Here is a 15,305-nt window from a genome sequence, read left to right on the forward strand (position 1 = left end):
CGTGTCGGGAGACAAAAGATTCCGATGCGTCTATTTGTGAGACAGATACAAAAGTATGCGGAAATCATTTAAAAGACAGGAAGGAAAATACTATGAATGCAGAATTCTACCAGGGGAACCGACAGCGGCTGTATGACAGCCTTCCGGATCACACCCTGCTTCTCCTGTTTTCCGGTTCTTCCATCCGAAAAACAGCCGATGAAAATTATCCGTTTTATGCCGATCGGAGTTTTCTCTATCTGACCGGCATCGGGCAGGAACACACAGTCCTGATGGCAGAGAAGGACGGAGAAGAGGTACAGGAAACACTTTACATACTTCCGCCGGATATGCTGACCGAGCGGTGGACCGGGAAACGGTTCACACCGGAGGAGGCCAGGGCGCGATCCGGGGCCGCGCAGATCGCATCGAGCGGCGAGTGGGAAAACCGTCTGAAACTTCTGATGCGGAGCGGACGGTTTGAGCGGATTGCGATGGATCTGTACCGGCACGATCCGGAGGATGCAGATACCGAGAGTATCCGGATGGCACGGAAACTTAGAAAGTGGTACCCGGCAGCCACACTCACGGATATTTCCCGTCAGATACGCCGCCAGCGCACCATCAAGCAGCCGTGTGAGATCGAGGCGATGCGGGAGGCAGTCAAGATTACAAGGGACGGCATTCTGGCGATGATGAAGGCATCAAGCGGGAATGTACGAATACCAGTATAAAGCCGAATTCGACTACGCACTGGCGCAGCACGGATGCCTTGCACCGGCATTTCCGAGTATCATTTCCGCGGGAGCCAATAATTTCTGTATTCACTATTATGAGTACACAGGGCAGGCGAAGGACGGCGATATGATTCTCAACGACGTAGGCGCCCAGTACGACCACCTCTTCAATGATGTATCGCGCGGCTGGCCGTGCAACGGAAAGTTTTCCGAACGGCAGCGACTTCTTTACACATGTGCATACCGGACCTCGCAGCACATGTTCTCCATCATCCGGCCGGGAATGAAGATGGCAGATGTGGACCGGCTGGCGAGGGAATACAATTTCGAACAGCTCAAAGCGATCGGCTTATGTGACCGGTATGAGGACGTCGGCAGATATATCTGGCACGGCGGCGCCCACCATGTTGGCTGGGACACACATGATCTGGTTGATGTGGATATTGTAGAGCCGGGTATGGTTTTCTGTGTGGATATCGGCATCTACTGCGAGGAATGGGGCATCGGCTTCCGCCTCGAGGATAACTGCCTGGTAACGGAGGATAGCTGTGAGAATCTGACAGCATCCATCCCCAGAACGATAGAGGAAATAGAATCAGTGATGGGAGGAGAGTAAGCATGGAACAGTTACTTGCGTATATGCAGAAAGAGCACCTGGATGGCATGTTTATCAGCCGTCCGGTCAATGTAAAGTATGTCAGCCATTATACCGGCGAAGATTCCTGGCTTTTTATCACGGAGCAGGAAAAATTCTTTCTGACAGATCCGCGCTACACCGAGCAGGTTTCCTATGAGTGCCCGGATTACACGATTTTGAACTGGAGAGATACCTATGGTTCCATCGGAAAGGCACTTGCGTACGCGGCGGGAAAGGTTGGAGCAAAGACGATCGGCTATGAAGCATCCCACCTGACCGTTGAACAGTACCAGAATCTCCAGTCGGAGGTAAAAGCAGAGCTGGTACCGGCGGACGGCATCATTGAGGAGTTCCGCTCCATCAAGAGGCCGGAAGAGATTGAGTGCCTGCGTATCTCCTGTGATATTGCTTCAAGGGCATATGAAAAGATCCAGAAGGATATCCGGGTCGGCATTACCGAGAAAGAGCTGGCGGCGCGTTTAAGCCTCTATATGGTTCTGGAGGGTGCGGATACACAGCCATACGGCAATATCCTCATCTCCGGTGCGAGAACGTCCCTGCTTCATGGAATCCCGTCTCAGAAAGCGATTGAGTACGGCGATCTGGTCCTGATGGATTATGGATGCCAGTATCACGGTTATTTATCTGATATGACGCGTACTCTGGTAGTCGGACGCGCAACGCCGAAGCAGAAGGAAGTATACAGGATTGAGCAGCAGATGGTCGCCGCGGTGGAAGGATTCTTAAAAGACGGGGTTTCGGCATCGGATGCATATTATGAATCCACGAAGATCATCGAGGGGACCGAGTATTTTCCATATCACTACACAGGAATCGGACACGGCGTCGGCATGTTTGTCCATGAGATTCCATTTATGAGCCTGTTTCTAAAAATATCGTGCATGCCAATAATGTCATGACCGTGGAACCGGGTATCTATATTCCAGGATGGGGCGGTATCCGCATTGAAGATCAGCTTCTCATCACGGAGACAGGCAATGAAAACCTGATCAGCGCCACCAAGGAACTGATTGAGCTTTAATAAAAAAGGACAAGGAGGAATATTATGAGAAAAAACAAACTACTTGCACTGGGATTAGCTGCACTGATGGCAGCGAGTGTAGCGGGCTGTTCCACTCCGAGCGCTTCGGTGGATGATACGAAGGCAGCTGAATCGGGAAGTGACAGTTCCCAGAGCGCAGCAGCGGGCGAAAAGATTTTCCGTTATTCCAACACGGCGGATATCGCGACGATTGACCCTGATAAGACAAACTCCGTAGCAGACGCGACCGTCTCCTATCATATCTATGATGGTCTGTACCGCAATGTACAGGGCGAGCTTCAGCCGGCAACCGCTGAGAGCTATGAAGTCAGCGATGATGGTCTCGTATATACTTTCAAACTCCGTCAGGATACAAAGTGGAGTGATGGACAGACTGTTACGGCTAAGGATTATGAGTACGGTATGAAGCGTCTCTGCGATCCGGCAGCAGCCTGCCCTGCCAGCTATCTGGGTGCTGTTTTAAAGAACGGTGCCAAGGTCAGTGAGGGTGAACTTCCGGTGGATGAACTGGGAGTCAAGGCACTGGATGACTTTACCCTGGAGGTTACGCTTGAGAATCCGGCTGATTACTTTGTCAGCATGACAAGCATGAGTGCATTCATGCCGGTACGTGAAGACCTGGTTGAGAAATATGGCAATGAGTTCGGCGGAAGTGCCGATAAACAGGTTTACAATGGACCGTTCGTTGTAAGTGAATACAGTAACGGCAAGGTAGAACTGACGAAGAATCCAGATTACTATGACAATGAAAAGATCAGTCTGGACGGCGTTGAGATTCTGACCGTAGCCGATCAGACTACCGCTGTTTCGATGTTCGATGCAGGCGAGCTGGATCTGGCAGAGGTTCCAACCGAGCTGGCAGCGCAGTATGAGGGCAAGACACAGTCCTACTACAACGGCGCAGACGATTATGCGGCACTGAATCACCGGAATAAATATCTGGCAAACAAGAACCTGCGTCTGGCGATGAACTACGCAGTCAACCGCGAAGAATACATTCTTCTGACCCACAATGGCTTATATCAGGCTAACCAGAGATATGTGCTTCCGCAGGTTCGCGGCGTGGACGGCGAGTACGGCACCGAGTATCCGTTAGAGGCATTCCCACTTCAGGGTGATATGGATAAGGCAAAAGAGTATCTGGATACGGCATTATCTGAATTAGGTCTTTCCAGTGCTTCTGATATTTCCCTGAAACTGGTTGTATCCGATTCTGACACAGCGAAGAAAGAGGCAGAGGTTGTTGCAAACCAGTGGAAGAACAACCTGGGTATCAACGTAGATATCAACATGGTTCCGTACGCAACGAAAAACGCACTCCTGGTTCCGGACAGTGATGAGTACGATATCATCATGAGCGGCTGGGCACCGGATTACTCTGACCCGTACAGCTACCTGGAGCTCTGGTACAGCACCTCCGGCTACAACTACTTAAATTACCACAGTGATGAATACGATAAGTACATCGACGCTTCCAAGACAACTTCCGGTAAAGAGCGTATGGACAATCTGTTCAATGCAGAGAAGACACTCCTGGAAGACGGCGCACTGGTAGCGCTTCAGTTAAGAGAGGTTCCGTATATGGTATCTGACCGTGTACAGAATCTGGGCGCATACTTTGTTGGACTGAACTATGACTATATGTATGTGGACATCACAAACTAATCCATCATCTATCCAAAACATATTGAAAAACCTTAGAAGATGATTGAAGCACCTGCGCTTCAGGATCCGGCAAAGCGGCTGGATTTCTGAAGCGCAGTACATATCCGGTGGCCGCCTGGCGGATGAATGAGCCGTAACCGGCGGCCGGAACAACCGGATTTGGGATGTTCCCGTAGTTAAAGGAGCGTGAACCTATGAAAAAATATATACTGAAGCGGGTGGGAATATCCATTGTGACTGTGTTTGTTCTCGTATCCGTTGTATTTTTCCTGGCAAGGCTGATGCCGGGCGGACCGTTCAATGATCCGAAAATGTCAGCAACCGCAAAGGCCAATTTAAGTGCCTACTACGGATTCGATAAACCTTTACTCCAGCAGTATCTGACATATCTGAATAATCTGATTCATGGAAATTTCGGTTTTTCTACCAAATATCCGAGCCGTACCGTCAATGACCTGTTAGCAGGCGCATTTCCGTATTCGGCAGACCTTGGTATCCGCGCATTATGTTTTGCGATTTCCTTTGGTCTTGTATTTGGTATTATTTCTGCATTAAACCGTGGCAATAAAATTGATTTAATCTTTGTGATTGTAGCTGTATTTGGTACAAGTGTCCCGGACTTTATCATGGGCGCGCTGCTGCAGCATTTCTTTGCAGTCAAATGGGGGCTGTTCCCGATCGCGCAGTACAAGGCTTCGCCTACACGATCCTGCCGTCGATCGGACTGGGATTCTACACGATGGCATCCGTCTCGCGTATCATGCGTGCGAGTATGCTGGAGGTAGTCCAGCAGGATTACATCAAGACGGCGCGCTCGAAGGGCATTTCCAAGTTCCGTGTGACCTGGAAGCATCAGATCCGGAACGCGATCATGCCGGTTGTTACGATCCTCGGTCCGACGGTAGCAGCCGTTCTGACCGGTACATTTGTTATCGAGTCCCTGTTTGCTATCCCCGGCATGGGTAAATATTATGTTGAGAGTGTGCAGAACAACGATTACTCCCTGATCCTTGGCATGACGGCGTTTTACGGCACATTCCTGGTATTCTGCAACATGGTAGTTGATATTCTGTATGGCGTGATCGATCCGAGAGTGCGGATCGGCGGAAAGTAGGTGGCAGTATGGGTGAGATGAAAATGAAAGATGGAAATGTGCTGCCTTCTGAGAATTCCGGCGCAGCAGCGGGCACATCCGAAAACCTGACAGATGGACGCACGATTACCCGCGACAAGTTTGAGATGGTAGGTAAAAATATTGAAAAAATGGAATCGATCTCCCGACCAAGCCTGACCTTCTGGCAGGAGGCGTGGAGACGAATCCGGACAAATAAGGCGGCATATTTCAGTCTGATTCTGTTGATTGCATATGGACTGTTAGCGATCTTTGCACCGATGTTCAGCCACTACGGATTTGACCAGCAGGATGCCTACTCGATGAGCAAGGGGATTTCAGCAGCTCATTGGCTGGGAACCGACTCTCTGGGGCGTGACCTCTGGGTACGTGTTTGGATGGGCGCGCGTGTTTCTTTGACGATCGGTCTTCTGGCAGCCCTTTTAAATACTGTAATTGGTACAGTGCTGGGCGGTTTCTGCGGCTATTATGGCGGCAAGTTTGATATGATCGTCATGCGTATTATCGATGTTATTTATGGTATTCCATCTCTGATCGTCTGTATTTTGGTTATGGTAGTATTAGGCTCCGGCGTTAAAAGCTTAATCATTGCAATGGTTATTGTTGGATGGACGGGAACCTGCCGTTTTACCAGAGGCGAAGTATACCGCTTGAAAGAGCAGGATTTCGTACTGGCAGCCCGCGTCATGGGCGAGTCGGCGTTCACCATCATCGTGCGTGAGATCATCCCGAATATAATGGGTCTTCTGATCACAAACCTGACAATGGCAATTCCGAGCGCCATCTTCCAGGAGGCGTTCTTGAGTTATATCGGTCTCGGCATTTCCCCGCCGCAGGCAAGCTGGGGCGTTCTGGCAAAAGAGGGAACCCGTATGATGACGGCAGCGCCGCATATGCTGTACGTGCCGGCATTCTTTATCTGTACAACTGTACTGGCGCTCAACCAGCTCGGAAATGGTCTGCGGGATGCATTTGACCCGAGATTGAGAGGAACGGAATAGGAGGTAGGAGACAATGGCTAAAAATATATTGGAAATCAAGAATCTGACCTTCTCGTTCCATACATACGGCGGCGTGGTAAAATCCGTCCGGGATGTCAGTTTTAATGTACGCGAAGGCGAGATTCTTGGAATTGTAGGCGAGAGCGGATGCGGCAAGAGCGTTACCTCCCAGTGCATTTTAAAGCTCAACCCGGAGCCGCCGGGATTTTTTGAGGGCGGTTCGATCAAGTATAAAGGCGAGGAGATCATCACCAAGACAGACCGCGAGATGCGGAAAATCCGCGGTGTGGAGATTGGATTTATCTTTCAGGATCCGATGACCTCGTTAAACCCAACCATGACGGTTGGAAAACAGATCGAGGAGGTTTTTGTCGGACGGAAGGAGATGACCCGGGCAGAAGTCAGGGAACGGGCGCTGGAGATCCTGCGTCTGGTCGGCATTAATGAGCCGGAGCGTCGTTATAAACAGTATCCGCATGAGTTGTCCGGCGGTATGAAGCAGCGTGTCATGATCGCGATCGCGCTGGTCGGCAAGCCGAGCATCATCATCGCGGATGAGCCGACGACCTCGCTGGACGTAACGATCGAGGCACAGATCCTGGATCTTCTGAAGGAACTGCGCGATAAGATGAACACCTCGATTATCCTGATTACCCACGATCTCGGAGTTATCGCCAAGATGTGCGACCGCGTGCTTGTTATGTATGGCGGCAAGGTGGCTGAAAAAGGAACGGTTGATGAGATCTTCTATGAGACGGCACATCCGTACACGGCAGGTCTCATCAAATCAATCGCTACGCTGGATACCTCCAAGAATCAGAAGCTGGTGCCCATCGACGGAACTCCGCCGGATTTGTTTGCACCGCCGAAAGGATGCCCGTTTGCAGCGCGCTGTGAGTTTGCGATGAAGGTCTGTTATGAAGAACAGCCGGAATTTCACAGGCTTTCAGACGAACATACCTGTGCGTGCTGGCTGCAGCATGAATATGCGCCGAAGGTGGATATCATGAAAGGGCTGACTGAGGCGCAGAAACAGGAAGAAGAGGAAAATGTTGCGGCTCTGCCGGAAGAGAAACGGAGGGGACACCATGGCAAAACAAATTGATAGGAGCACACCCCTGTTCCAGGTCACGGATCTCTGCCAGTATTTCAACGTCGGCAGGGGAAAAGTGCTGAAAGCAGTTGATCACGTGCATTTTACGATTTATAAAGGTGAAACGTTGGGACTGGTAGGTGAGAGCGGATGCGGCAAGTCCACGACGGGACGGTGCCTGGTAAAGCTGTATGAGCCGGCAGCAGGCACGATCACCTATAAAGGAAAAGATATTTTTAAATACACCCGTGAAGAGGAAAAAGCATTCCGCAAGAATGTGCAGATGATCTTCCAGAATCCACATTCCTCCCTGAACCCGCGTATGACGGTCAAGGATATCATCGGTTCCGGCATGAAACTGCATGGACTGGCGACGGACAAGGATGTGGATCAGAAGGTAGAGGCGATCCTGAAGCGCGTCGGTCTGAACCGCGACCATATGTCCCGTTTCCCACATGAGTTTTCCGGCGGTCAGAAACAGAGAATTGGTATTGCTAGGGCATTAGCGGTCGAACCGGAGTTTGTAATCTGCGACGAGCCGATCTCCGCACTGGATGTTTCAATCCAGGCGCAGGTTTTAAATATGTTAAAGGAACTGCAGGAAGAAATGGGACTGACCTATCTCTTCATCGCACATGACTTGAGCGTCGTCAAATACATTTCCGACCGTGTTATCGTTATGTATCTGGGAACGATGGTTGAATTTGCCGATTCCGAAGAGCTGTATGCACATCCGCTGCATCCGTACACGCAGGTGCTTCTGTCCTCGATTCCGGTTGCGGATCCGAGGCTGGTGCGTGAGAAGAAGCGTATCATGGTTAAGGGCGAGATTCCAAGCCCGATCAACCCGAAGGACTGCTGCCGTTTTGCCGAGAGATGTCCGTATGCGACGGAGGAGTGCAGGGCGAAGCTGCCGGAACTCCGGGAAGTGACGCCGGGGCATTTTGTGGCTTGTCATATGGTAAAGTAAATTAAATAGATTCGTGAAGGCGTCGAAGCTGACGGGGACAGGACAGCCTGGCTTCTCAGACTTATCATTGTTCGCTTGCTTTCGCTACAGATGCTCGCCTGATGCGGACTTACATCTGCCTCATTCGGACATCTGTGCTCAAAATGCGTACAATTTGATAAGCTGAAAGCCAGACCGCCCTGTCCTCGTCAGCTTCTTAGTTTTTTGGCTAATTGAGGGAGTAATTGTAGACATTGATCGCCGACTGGTGTAAAATATTAGTTAGAATTTTTTTAAAATTATGGCTGAATTTGGAAAATTTTAACGATATATAACAGAAAGGTGGATTTTCTATGCAGTACGATTTTGATACACCGATCGATCGGACCCATACTTGGTCGATCAAGCATGATTTTAAGAAAGAAAATGGGAAAGCGGATGATATTCTGCCGCTCTGGGTGGCGGATATGGATTTTCGATCGCCGGACAGCGTGGTTGAAGCGCTGAAAAAGGCAGTAGATCACGGGATTTTCGGTTACAGCCGGGCAGATGAGTCGTACTTTGATGCGGTGGCAGCGTGGTATCAGAAACGCCATCATCTGACTCTGCAGCCGGAGTGGATGACCTGCACGCCAGGTATCGTGTTTGCACTCTCGATCGCAGTGCGGGCTTTTACCCAGGAGGGCGATGCGGTGTTGATCCAGCCGCCGGTCTACCATCCATTCAGCCGGGCGATCCTCCGCAATAAGCGGACGCTGGTGGAGAATCCGCTGGTTTTAAAAGATGGACATTATGAGATGGATCTGGAAGAGTTGGAGCAGAAGGTGCTGGATGAGCATGTCAAACTGATGATTTTATGCAATCCGCACAATCCGGTTGGCCGTGTCTGGACGAGGGAAGAGCTGACCGCACTGGCTGACATCTGCCTGCGCCACCATGTATACGTGATCAGCGACGAGATCCATGGCGATTTTGTATGGCAGGGGCATGAGCAGACTCCGTATGCGTCGATTTCAGAGGAAGCATGCCTTCATTCGATGATGTGTACAGCGCCGAGCAAGACCTTCAATCTGGCTGGCATGGCGACATCAAACCTCTTTATCCCGGATCCGGAGATGCGGCGTAAATTCCGGTCGGAGCTGCTGGATGTTGGTCAGGAAAATATGAACCGTCTGGGATTGTTCGCCTGCCGTGCAGCGTATGAAGGCGGCGGGGAATGGCTGGATCAGCTTATCGGCTATCTGGCTGGCAATCTGGCACTGGTGCGCGATTTCTGTAAAAACCGTGTGCCGCAGATTCAACTGGTAGAACCGGAGGGAACGTATCTGGCATGGCTGGATTGCCGTGAACTGGGGATGACGGATGATGAATTGATGGCATTCTTCTCGAATGAAGCGAAGGTATGGCTGGATCCGGGCACGCATTCGGGTGAACAGGGATCTGGATTTATGCGCTTTAATCTGGGCAGTTCGCGCAGTGTGATTGCACAGGCGCTCGATCAGATCGAGGCGGCATGGAAAAAACGGAACGCATAATGAAAAATAGCAGAACCGTAAAAATAAAACGTTCGGAGGGATTGCATGGAATTTGAAGAAGTGGAGAATATTGGACAGCGGATCAAGGAGATTCGCAAGAGTAAATCTATCACGATCCAGAAGCTGTCCCAGTTTACCGATCTGTCAGTGGGATATCTGAGCAATCTGGAGCGGAACCAGGCAAGCCCGACGCTGAACAATCTGCAGCGCATCTGCGTGGCGCTTGGTATTTCGATCCGGGATCTGCTCAGTCCTTCCGGCGAGGAGAGAACCCTGATCCGCCAGGAGGAGCAGCAGTTATATGAATATGATGAGTACAAGCTTCAAATCCGCCGTCTGGATTTTGGAAAGAAACGCGGTATTTATGAGTTTTCAACCTATGATCCAGAGACAAAAGATACACCGCCGTCCTGGGGGCTGCATCCATACGCGGAGGTCGGAGTCATTCTGGAAGGCAAGATGGAGGTCAATCTGGATGGAACGGTTTATCTCTTAGGACCGGGCGATTCGATCTATATCAAGCCGAATCTCTATCACACGATGCGGAATGCGGGCGATACTCCCTGCCGCTCCTTCTGGCATCTGCAGATTATGGATGATTCTGTATAATTGACGGGATGAATTGATCTTGAAATTTGGACAATTCACTCGTATAATAAAGGCTGTACGTTGGGCTATACAGAATATTGCAAAAGTCCATGACCGGAGACAAATTTGCGTGGATTTTTGTCTGGTAACTGTGAAACTGCAGAAACAGCTGCCAGAGAAGTACATCGGGAAAAGGGAGGATAGAGCTGCATGGCCAAAAATAAGAAAATTGTACGCTACAGAAAGCCATTGAATATCAATGTAGGCATGATCATTTTTGCCATGATTTTCGTCTATCTTTCTTTCAGTGTCTATACATATCTCAGGCGGGATCACGTCCAGTTTTATGAGGTCGTCGAGGGAAGTATTGTAAATAATAAAGAATACAACGGAATCCTGTTTCGGGATGAGACAGTGGAAAATGCACCGCAGACCGGATACGTCAACTATTATGTGCGCGAGGGAAAGCGGGCAGGCGCTGGATCGCGCGTCTATTCGCTAGATGAGACCGGCGAGCTGGGGAAATTTTTGGAAGAAAATCAGTCCTCTGGGATGTCCCTGTCAGCAGAAAATCTGGCTGATTTGAAGAAACAACTCAGTTCGTTCTGTTTATCCTACAACGATCAGCGCTTTGAAAGCGTCTACGACGCCAAATATTCTTTGCAGGCTTCGGTTGCAGAGTATATGAATTTCAATGCGCTGGGCGATATGGATGCACAGCTTCAGGCACAGGGTATCAATTACAAACAGATATCGGCGCCCCAGCCGGGTATTATTTCCTATGTGACCGATTCTTTTGAGGGGGTCGCGCCGGAGGAGGTGACGGCGGATTCGTTTGACCGGAGTCAATATACGCGGCAGGTGGGACGAGCTGGGGAACTGATCGAGGCGGGCACGCCGGTGTACAAGATCATCACATCGGAGAACTGGAGTATCGTGTTTCAGATGGATGACAAAGATAAAGAGCAGTTTGCCGATCAAGATACACTGACGATCGAGCCGTTAGGAAGTGATATGAAATTCCGGGGAAATTATTCGATGTTTACCGGTTCCGATGGCAATCTGTATGGACGCCTGGATCTGGACCGTTACATGATCCAGTTTGAATCCGAGCGTTTTATGACCTTCGAGATCTCCAGCGAGGAAACGCAGGGACTTAAAATTCCGGTATCATCGGTGATGGAGAAGGAATTTTATACCATTCCAGTTGACTATATGACAACGGGCGGCAACGCTACTGAAGATGAGGCTGGCTTCAATAAAGAAGTTTACGGCGAAGGCGGAAAGGCGTCGATTGAATTTGTCACGCCGGAGATTTACAGCTCGACCGATGAGTATTATTATGTCGAGAAGAGCGACGATGGGCTGTTAAAGAGCGGCGATTATCTGGTGAAGCCGGATTCAAACGAGCGCTTCCAGGTAGGACCGACGGCAAAGCTGACAGGTGCTTACAATATTAATAAGGGATACGCGGTGTTCAAGCAGGTGAAAGAACTTGCAAATAGCGGTGAATATTACATTGTAGAAAAAGGAACCAAATATGGATTATCGGTTTATGACCATATCGTGTTGGATGCCAGCACCGTATCGGATGGCCAGATCGTATATCAGTAATGATATTTCCAAAATATAGAGATAAGGAAGGTGTATCACATATGGTTCAGGAACAGTTAGAAGAAGTACGTCAGAATATACGGAACGCCTGCGAGCGGAGCGGACGGAAGGTGGAGGATGTCACGCTGATCGCGGTCAGTAAGACAAAGCCGGTGCCGATGCTTCAAGAGGCATATGATGCCGGCGCCAGAGATTTCGGCGAAAACAAGGTGCAGGAGATTCTGGAGAAGGAACCGCAGCTGCCGTCTGATATCCGCTGGCATATGATTGGACATTTACAGAAAAATAAAGTCCGTCAGGTAATTGACAAGGCAGTTCTGATTCACTCCGTCGATACGGTGGGACTGGCAGAGCAGATCGAAAAAGAAGCGGTCAAACGTGATCTGGACGTTTCTATTCTTCTGGAGGTCAATGTCGCCGGAGAAGAGTCCAAATTTGGTTTTGCCCCGGAAGAAGTCGAGGAAGCGGCACGCGAAATTGCAAAGTACCCGCATGTCCACATACAGGGACTTATGACGATTGCACCATTTGTAGAGAATTCGGAAGAAAATCGTGGTGTTTTTAAAAAATTATATGAATTATATGTTGACATGAAACGGAAAAACATTGATAATGTTACTATGAATGTCCTTTCGATGGGAATGACCGGAGACTATCAGACAGCGATTGAAGAAGGTGCAACTATGGTAAGAGTCGGTACGGGCATTTTTGGAACCAGGGCAAAGATAGGAGAGAAATAGGGTTATGAGTATTCTGAACAAATTAATGGATACAATGCGTCTCACAGAGAATGATGACGATTACTTCGATGAGGAAGATTACGAAGAAGAAAAACCGGTGATTAAGAAGCGTTCTTTCGGCAAGAGGGACGAAGAGATGGATGATTACCGCCACGAGGAGGAATCTAAGCCGCGTTTTCTGCCACGTTCCTCTAACAGCAAGGTAGTGCAGATGCGCCGCAGCATGGAAGTATCTCTGATCAAACCTACTTCCATGGAGGATACGAGAGAGATTTGCGATTACCTGCTGGCTGGAAAAGCTGTTGTTTTAAATATGGAAGGAATCCACATGGAGGTTGCACAGCGTATCATTGATTTCACCTGTGGCGCGACCTATTCGATGGATGGAAATCTCCAGAAGATTTCCAATTACATTTTTATTGCGACACCGTCATCGGTTGAGCTGTCCGGCGACTTTCCCGAACTCTTAGCAGACGGTTCCGTGAATGTTTCCGGGATGAATCTCCACTTCTGATACTGATATACTCCCAGGTTCGCTATATATCTGAACCTGGGAGTATTTATTATACAATCGGAAATTTGTGTGATTTCTGATTGTATACAGGCTTTTCGGGCAGGAGCACACTTTATATAAGCACTTTCGAACAGGAGTAGAAACACGCGATGCTGCAGGAAAAAGAAGAACAGCTTTTAAAAAAGAGAATGATAGAACTGGCCGGACTCTGTTATCAGCGCGATATACAGACAAGTACCGGCTTTTTGTCGTTAAATGAACAGACGATCTTTCACTCGATCGAGAAGACGCTGCCGCCGGTGCGGACTTGCCTGACGGGCGGCTTTGAGGGCGCAGAGCGCAAACTTCTTTGTTTTCTGGCTTCGTATGACGATGAGGAGTTTGGACTTCCGATCGCCGTGTTGGAGGTCATTCCGGCAAACCTGCGTTACAGTGAGGCGCTGACGCACCGGGATTATCTCGGGGCGCTCATGAACCTGGGGATTGAGCGCAGCTGCATTGGGGATATTCTGATGAAGGAAAATGGCTGCTGCGTCTTCTGCCAGGAAAAGATGGCGGATTATCTCTGCCAGGAACTCACGATGGTGCGCCACACCTCCGTGATCTGCCGCAGGGCGGACGCGACGGAGCCGATCACACCGAAGATGGAGCGCGTGAGTGGAAGCGTTGCATCACCGCGTCTTGACAGTGTGATCGCGATGGTATTTTCATCCTCCCGCACGAAGATACTGCCGCTCATTGAGGGCGAAAAGGTGTTTATTGACGGGAAACAGGTGACTTCCCCGGCGGTGCAGCTTAAAGAGGGCGAGATTGTATCTGTGCGCGGCATGGGAAAATTCCGCTTTGCCGGGAGCGGGGGATTGTCGAAAAAGGGACGTCTGTATGTTTATGCGGATAAATATGTATAAAAAAGAAAGGACTGAAAACCAATGACAGCTGTAAAGAATGAGAAAATGAATCGCGTAACCGTTCACCTGGACGAGAAGCCGATCTATGATATTGTGATGACCGAAGATTTTTCGGCACTTCCGGGTGAAATCGAAAAACTCTCCATTTCAAACCGCCGTCTCTGCATCGTGACGGATTCGAACGTAGAAAAATTATATCTGAATGAGGTAAAAGAACTCCTGGCGCCGTGCTGCAAGACGGTAATTTCGTTTGTATTTCCGGCGGGAGAGGAGCACAAAAACCTCGACACCGTCCGGGATTTATATGAAACCCTGATTTTGAACCATTTTGACCGCAACGATATGCTGGCAGCACTCGGCGGCGGAGTTGTGGGCGATCTCTGCGGATTCGCGGCGGCGACCTATCTGCGCGGCGTTGCCTTCATGCAGATTCCGACGACGCTTCTTTCCCAGGTGGATAGCAGCATTGGCGGCAAGACGGGCGTTGATTTTGACGCGTACAAAAATATGGTTGGCGCGTTTCATATGCCGAAGCTGGTATTTACCAATATCAATACGCTTCAGACACTTCCGGACAACCAGTTTTCCGCTGGTATGGGAGAGGTTATCAAACATGGTCTGATCAAGGATGCGGCATATTATGAGTGGCTGCTTGAAAATGCGGCAGATATCTGGGCGAGAAAACCGGAGGCACTCCGCAAGACAGTGGCCTGGAGCAATGAGATCAAGCGTGCTGTGGTAGAGAAGGATCCGACCGAAAAAGGCGACCGTATGCTTTTAAACTTTGGTCATACGCTGGGACACGCGATCGAGAAGCTGAAAAACTTTGAACTTCTGCACGGTGAATGCGTGGCACTCGGCGCGCTGGCAGCGATGAAACTGTCGGAAAACCGCGGCATGATCAAACCGGAGGAAACAAACCGCTTCAAAGAAGCACTGGGAGAATTCCATATCGGTACGCAGGTATCCGGGCTTGAAAAAGATGCGATTGTGGCAGCGTCCAAGAACGACAAGAAGATGGATTCCGGCATCATCAAATTTATTCTTATTCATTCCATCGGCGATGCCTACGTGGATCGCACGGTAACCGAGGACGAGATGAAACAGGCACTCGATCAGGTGCTGGTATAATAGCAGGAAAGGAATCAGG

At 49.7% G+C, this 15,305-nt stretch carries 17 protein-coding genes; all 17 read left to right on the plus strand.

Annotation, left to right across the window (positions count from 1 at the left end):
* Positions 1-92: 92 nt before the first annotated feature.
* The 17 genes from DW085_RS03530 to aroB all read left to right on the plus strand — a co-directional run bounded on the left by DW085_RS03530 (position 93) and on the right by aroB (position 15,286).
* Positions 93-713, plus strand: a complete 621-nt coding sequence (locus tag DW085_RS03530; RefSeq protein WP_118491376.1) for an aminopeptidase P N-terminal domain-containing protein — start codon at positions 93-95, stop codon at positions 711-713.
* Complete coding sequence (locus DW085_RS03535) at positions 694-1,332, plus strand: M24 family metallopeptidase (protein WP_118481774.1); 639 nt, start codon at positions 694-696, stop codon at positions 1,330-1,332. The genes DW085_RS03530 and DW085_RS03535 overlap by 20 nt, the downstream gene beginning before the upstream one ends.
* Positions 1,333-1,334: 2 nt before the next feature.
* A complete protein-coding gene (locus DW085_RS03540; RefSeq protein ID WP_284525702.1) occupies positions 1,335-2,273 on the plus strand; it encodes a Xaa-Pro peptidase family protein in 939 nt (312 codons plus the stop codon).
* Positions 2,270-2,395 (plus strand): M24 family metallopeptidase, encoded by a 126-nt coding sequence (locus tag DW085_RS20140; protein WP_284525703.1) that lies wholly within the window; start codon positions 2,270-2,272, stop codon positions 2,393-2,395. The genes DW085_RS03540 and DW085_RS20140 overlap by 4 nt, the downstream gene beginning before the upstream one ends.
* Before the next feature lie 24 nt (positions 2,396-2,419).
* Complete coding sequence (locus DW085_RS03545) at positions 2,420-4,081, plus strand: peptide ABC transporter substrate-binding protein (protein ID WP_118491377.1); 1,662 nt, start codon at positions 2,420-2,422, stop codon at positions 4,079-4,081.
* 194 nt (positions 4,082-4,275) lie between these two features.
* Positions 4,276-4,866, plus strand: a complete 591-nt coding sequence (locus DW085_RS19555) for an ABC transporter permease (protein ID WP_243015180.1) — start codon at positions 4,276-4,278, stop codon at positions 4,864-4,866.
* Entirely contained in the window at positions 4,821-5,195 is a 375-nt protein-coding gene (locus DW085_RS19560; protein ID WP_243015181.1) for an ABC transporter permease, read from the plus strand. Before DW085_RS19555 ends, DW085_RS19560 begins: the two co-directional genes overlap by 46 nt.
* An 8-nt stretch (positions 5,196-5,203) precedes the next feature.
* Complete coding sequence (locus tag DW085_RS03555) at positions 5,204-6,214, plus strand: ABC transporter permease (RefSeq protein ID WP_227589504.1); 1,011 nt, start codon at positions 5,204-5,206, stop codon at positions 6,212-6,214.
* Positions 6,215-6,227: 13 nt separating this feature from the next.
* Positions 6,228-7,319, plus strand: coding sequence for an ABC transporter ATP-binding protein (locus DW085_RS03560; protein ID WP_118491379.1), 1,092 nt, complete (start codon positions 6,228-6,230; stop codon positions 7,317-7,319).
* Positions 7,303-8,277, plus strand: coding sequence for an oligopeptide/dipeptide ABC transporter ATP-binding protein (locus DW085_RS03565; protein WP_118472332.1), 975 nt, complete (start codon positions 7,303-7,305; stop codon positions 8,275-8,277). The genes DW085_RS03560 and DW085_RS03565 overlap by 17 nt, the downstream gene beginning before the upstream one ends.
* 332 nt (positions 8,278-8,609) lie before the next feature.
* Positions 8,610-9,791, plus strand: a complete 1,182-nt coding sequence (locus DW085_RS03570; protein ID WP_117795364.1) for a MalY/PatB family protein — start codon at positions 8,610-8,612, stop codon at positions 9,789-9,791.
* Positions 9,792-9,836: 45 nt separating this feature from the next.
* Complete coding sequence (locus tag DW085_RS03575) at positions 9,837-10,400, plus strand: cupin domain-containing protein (protein WP_117795366.1); 564 nt, start codon at positions 9,837-9,839, stop codon at positions 10,398-10,400.
* A 189-nt stretch (positions 10,401-10,589) separates the two neighbouring features.
* Positions 10,590-11,993, plus strand: a complete 1,404-nt coding sequence (locus DW085_RS03580; protein WP_118491381.1) for an HlyD family efflux transporter periplasmic adaptor subunit — start codon at positions 10,590-10,592, stop codon at positions 11,991-11,993.
* A gap of 41 nt (positions 11,994-12,034) precedes the next feature.
* Entirely contained in the window at positions 12,035-12,733 is a 699-nt protein-coding gene (locus tag DW085_RS03585; protein WP_106999861.1) for a YggS family pyridoxal phosphate-dependent enzyme, read from the plus strand.
* Positions 12,734-12,737: 4 nt separating this feature from the next.
* Positions 12,738-13,247, plus strand: a complete 510-nt coding sequence (locus DW085_RS03590) for a cell division protein SepF (RefSeq protein ID WP_118491383.1) — start codon at positions 12,738-12,740, stop codon at positions 13,245-13,247.
* A gap of 149 nt (positions 13,248-13,396) precedes the next feature.
* Positions 13,397-14,155 carry a YlmH/Sll1252 family protein gene (locus DW085_RS03595; RefSeq protein WP_022358649.1) on the plus strand — a complete coding sequence of 253 codons (759 nt, stop codon included), beginning with the start codon at positions 13,397-13,399 and terminating at the stop codon, positions 14,153-14,155.
* A 21-nt stretch (positions 14,156-14,176) separates the two neighbouring features.
* The gene (gene aroB, locus DW085_RS03600) at positions 14,177-15,286 is read left to right on the plus strand and encodes a 3-dehydroquinate synthase (RefSeq protein WP_118491385.1); all 1,110 of its coding nucleotides are present in this window, start codon (positions 14,177-14,179) and stop codon (positions 15,284-15,286) included.
* The last annotated feature ends 19 nt before the right edge of the window (positions 15,287-15,305 follow it).

Source organism: Clostridium sp. AF50-3 (assembly GCF_003477445.1).
GTDB lineage: Bacteria > Bacillota > Clostridia > Lachnospirales > Lachnospiraceae > Otoolea > Otoolea fessa.

Bases quoted from the DNA above. Each gene is read 5' to 3' on its own strand.
- DW085_RS03530 (WP_118491376.1), top strand. From the start codon at position 93: ATGAATGCAGAATTCTACCAGGGGAACCGACAGCGGCTGTATGACAGC.
- DW085_RS03535 (WP_118481774.1), top strand. From the start codon at position 694: ATGTACGAATACCAGTATAAAGCCGAATTCGACTACGCACTGGCGCAG.
- DW085_RS03540 (WP_284525702.1), top strand. From the start codon at position 1,335: ATGGAACAGTTACTTGCGTATATGCAGAAAGAGCACCTGGATGGCATG.
- DW085_RS20140 (WP_284525703.1), top strand. From the start codon at position 2,270: ATGACCGTGGAACCGGGTATCTATATTCCAGGATGGGGCGGTATCCGC.
- DW085_RS03545 (WP_118491377.1), top strand. From the start codon at position 2,420: ATGAGAAAAAACAAACTACTTGCACTGGGATTAGCTGCACTGATGGCA.
- DW085_RS19555 (WP_243015180.1), top strand. From the start codon at position 4,276: ATGAAAAAATATATACTGAAGCGGGTGGGAATATCCATTGTGACTGTG.
- DW085_RS19560 (WP_243015181.1), top strand. From the start codon at position 4,821: ATGGCATCCGTCTCGCGTATCATGCGTGCGAGTATGCTGGAGGTAGTC.
- DW085_RS03555 (WP_227589504.1), top strand. From the start codon at position 5,204: ATGGGTGAGATGAAAATGAAAGATGGAAATGTGCTGCCTTCTGAGAAT.
- DW085_RS03560 (WP_118491379.1), top strand. From the start codon at position 6,228: ATGGCTAAAAATATATTGGAAATCAAGAATCTGACCTTCTCGTTCCAT.
- DW085_RS03565 (WP_118472332.1), top strand. From the start codon at position 7,303: ATGGCAAAACAAATTGATAGGAGCACACCCCTGTTCCAGGTCACGGAT.
- DW085_RS03570 (WP_117795364.1), top strand. From the start codon at position 8,610: ATGCAGTACGATTTTGATACACCGATCGATCGGACCCATACTTGGTCG.
- DW085_RS03575 (WP_117795366.1), top strand. From the start codon at position 9,837: ATGGAATTTGAAGAAGTGGAGAATATTGGACAGCGGATCAAGGAGATT.
- DW085_RS03580 (WP_118491381.1), top strand. From the start codon at position 10,590: ATGGCCAAAAATAAGAAAATTGTACGCTACAGAAAGCCATTGAATATC.
- DW085_RS03585 (WP_106999861.1), top strand. From the start codon at position 12,035: ATGGTTCAGGAACAGTTAGAAGAAGTACGTCAGAATATACGGAACGCC.
- DW085_RS03590 (WP_118491383.1), top strand. From the start codon at position 12,738: ATGAGTATTCTGAACAAATTAATGGATACAATGCGTCTCACAGAGAAT.
- DW085_RS03595 (WP_022358649.1), top strand. From the start codon at position 13,397: ATGCTGCAGGAAAAAGAAGAACAGCTTTTAAAAAAGAGAATGATAGAA.
- aroB (WP_118491385.1), top strand. From the start codon at position 14,177: ATGACAGCTGTAAAGAATGAGAAAATGAATCGCGTAACCGTTCACCTG.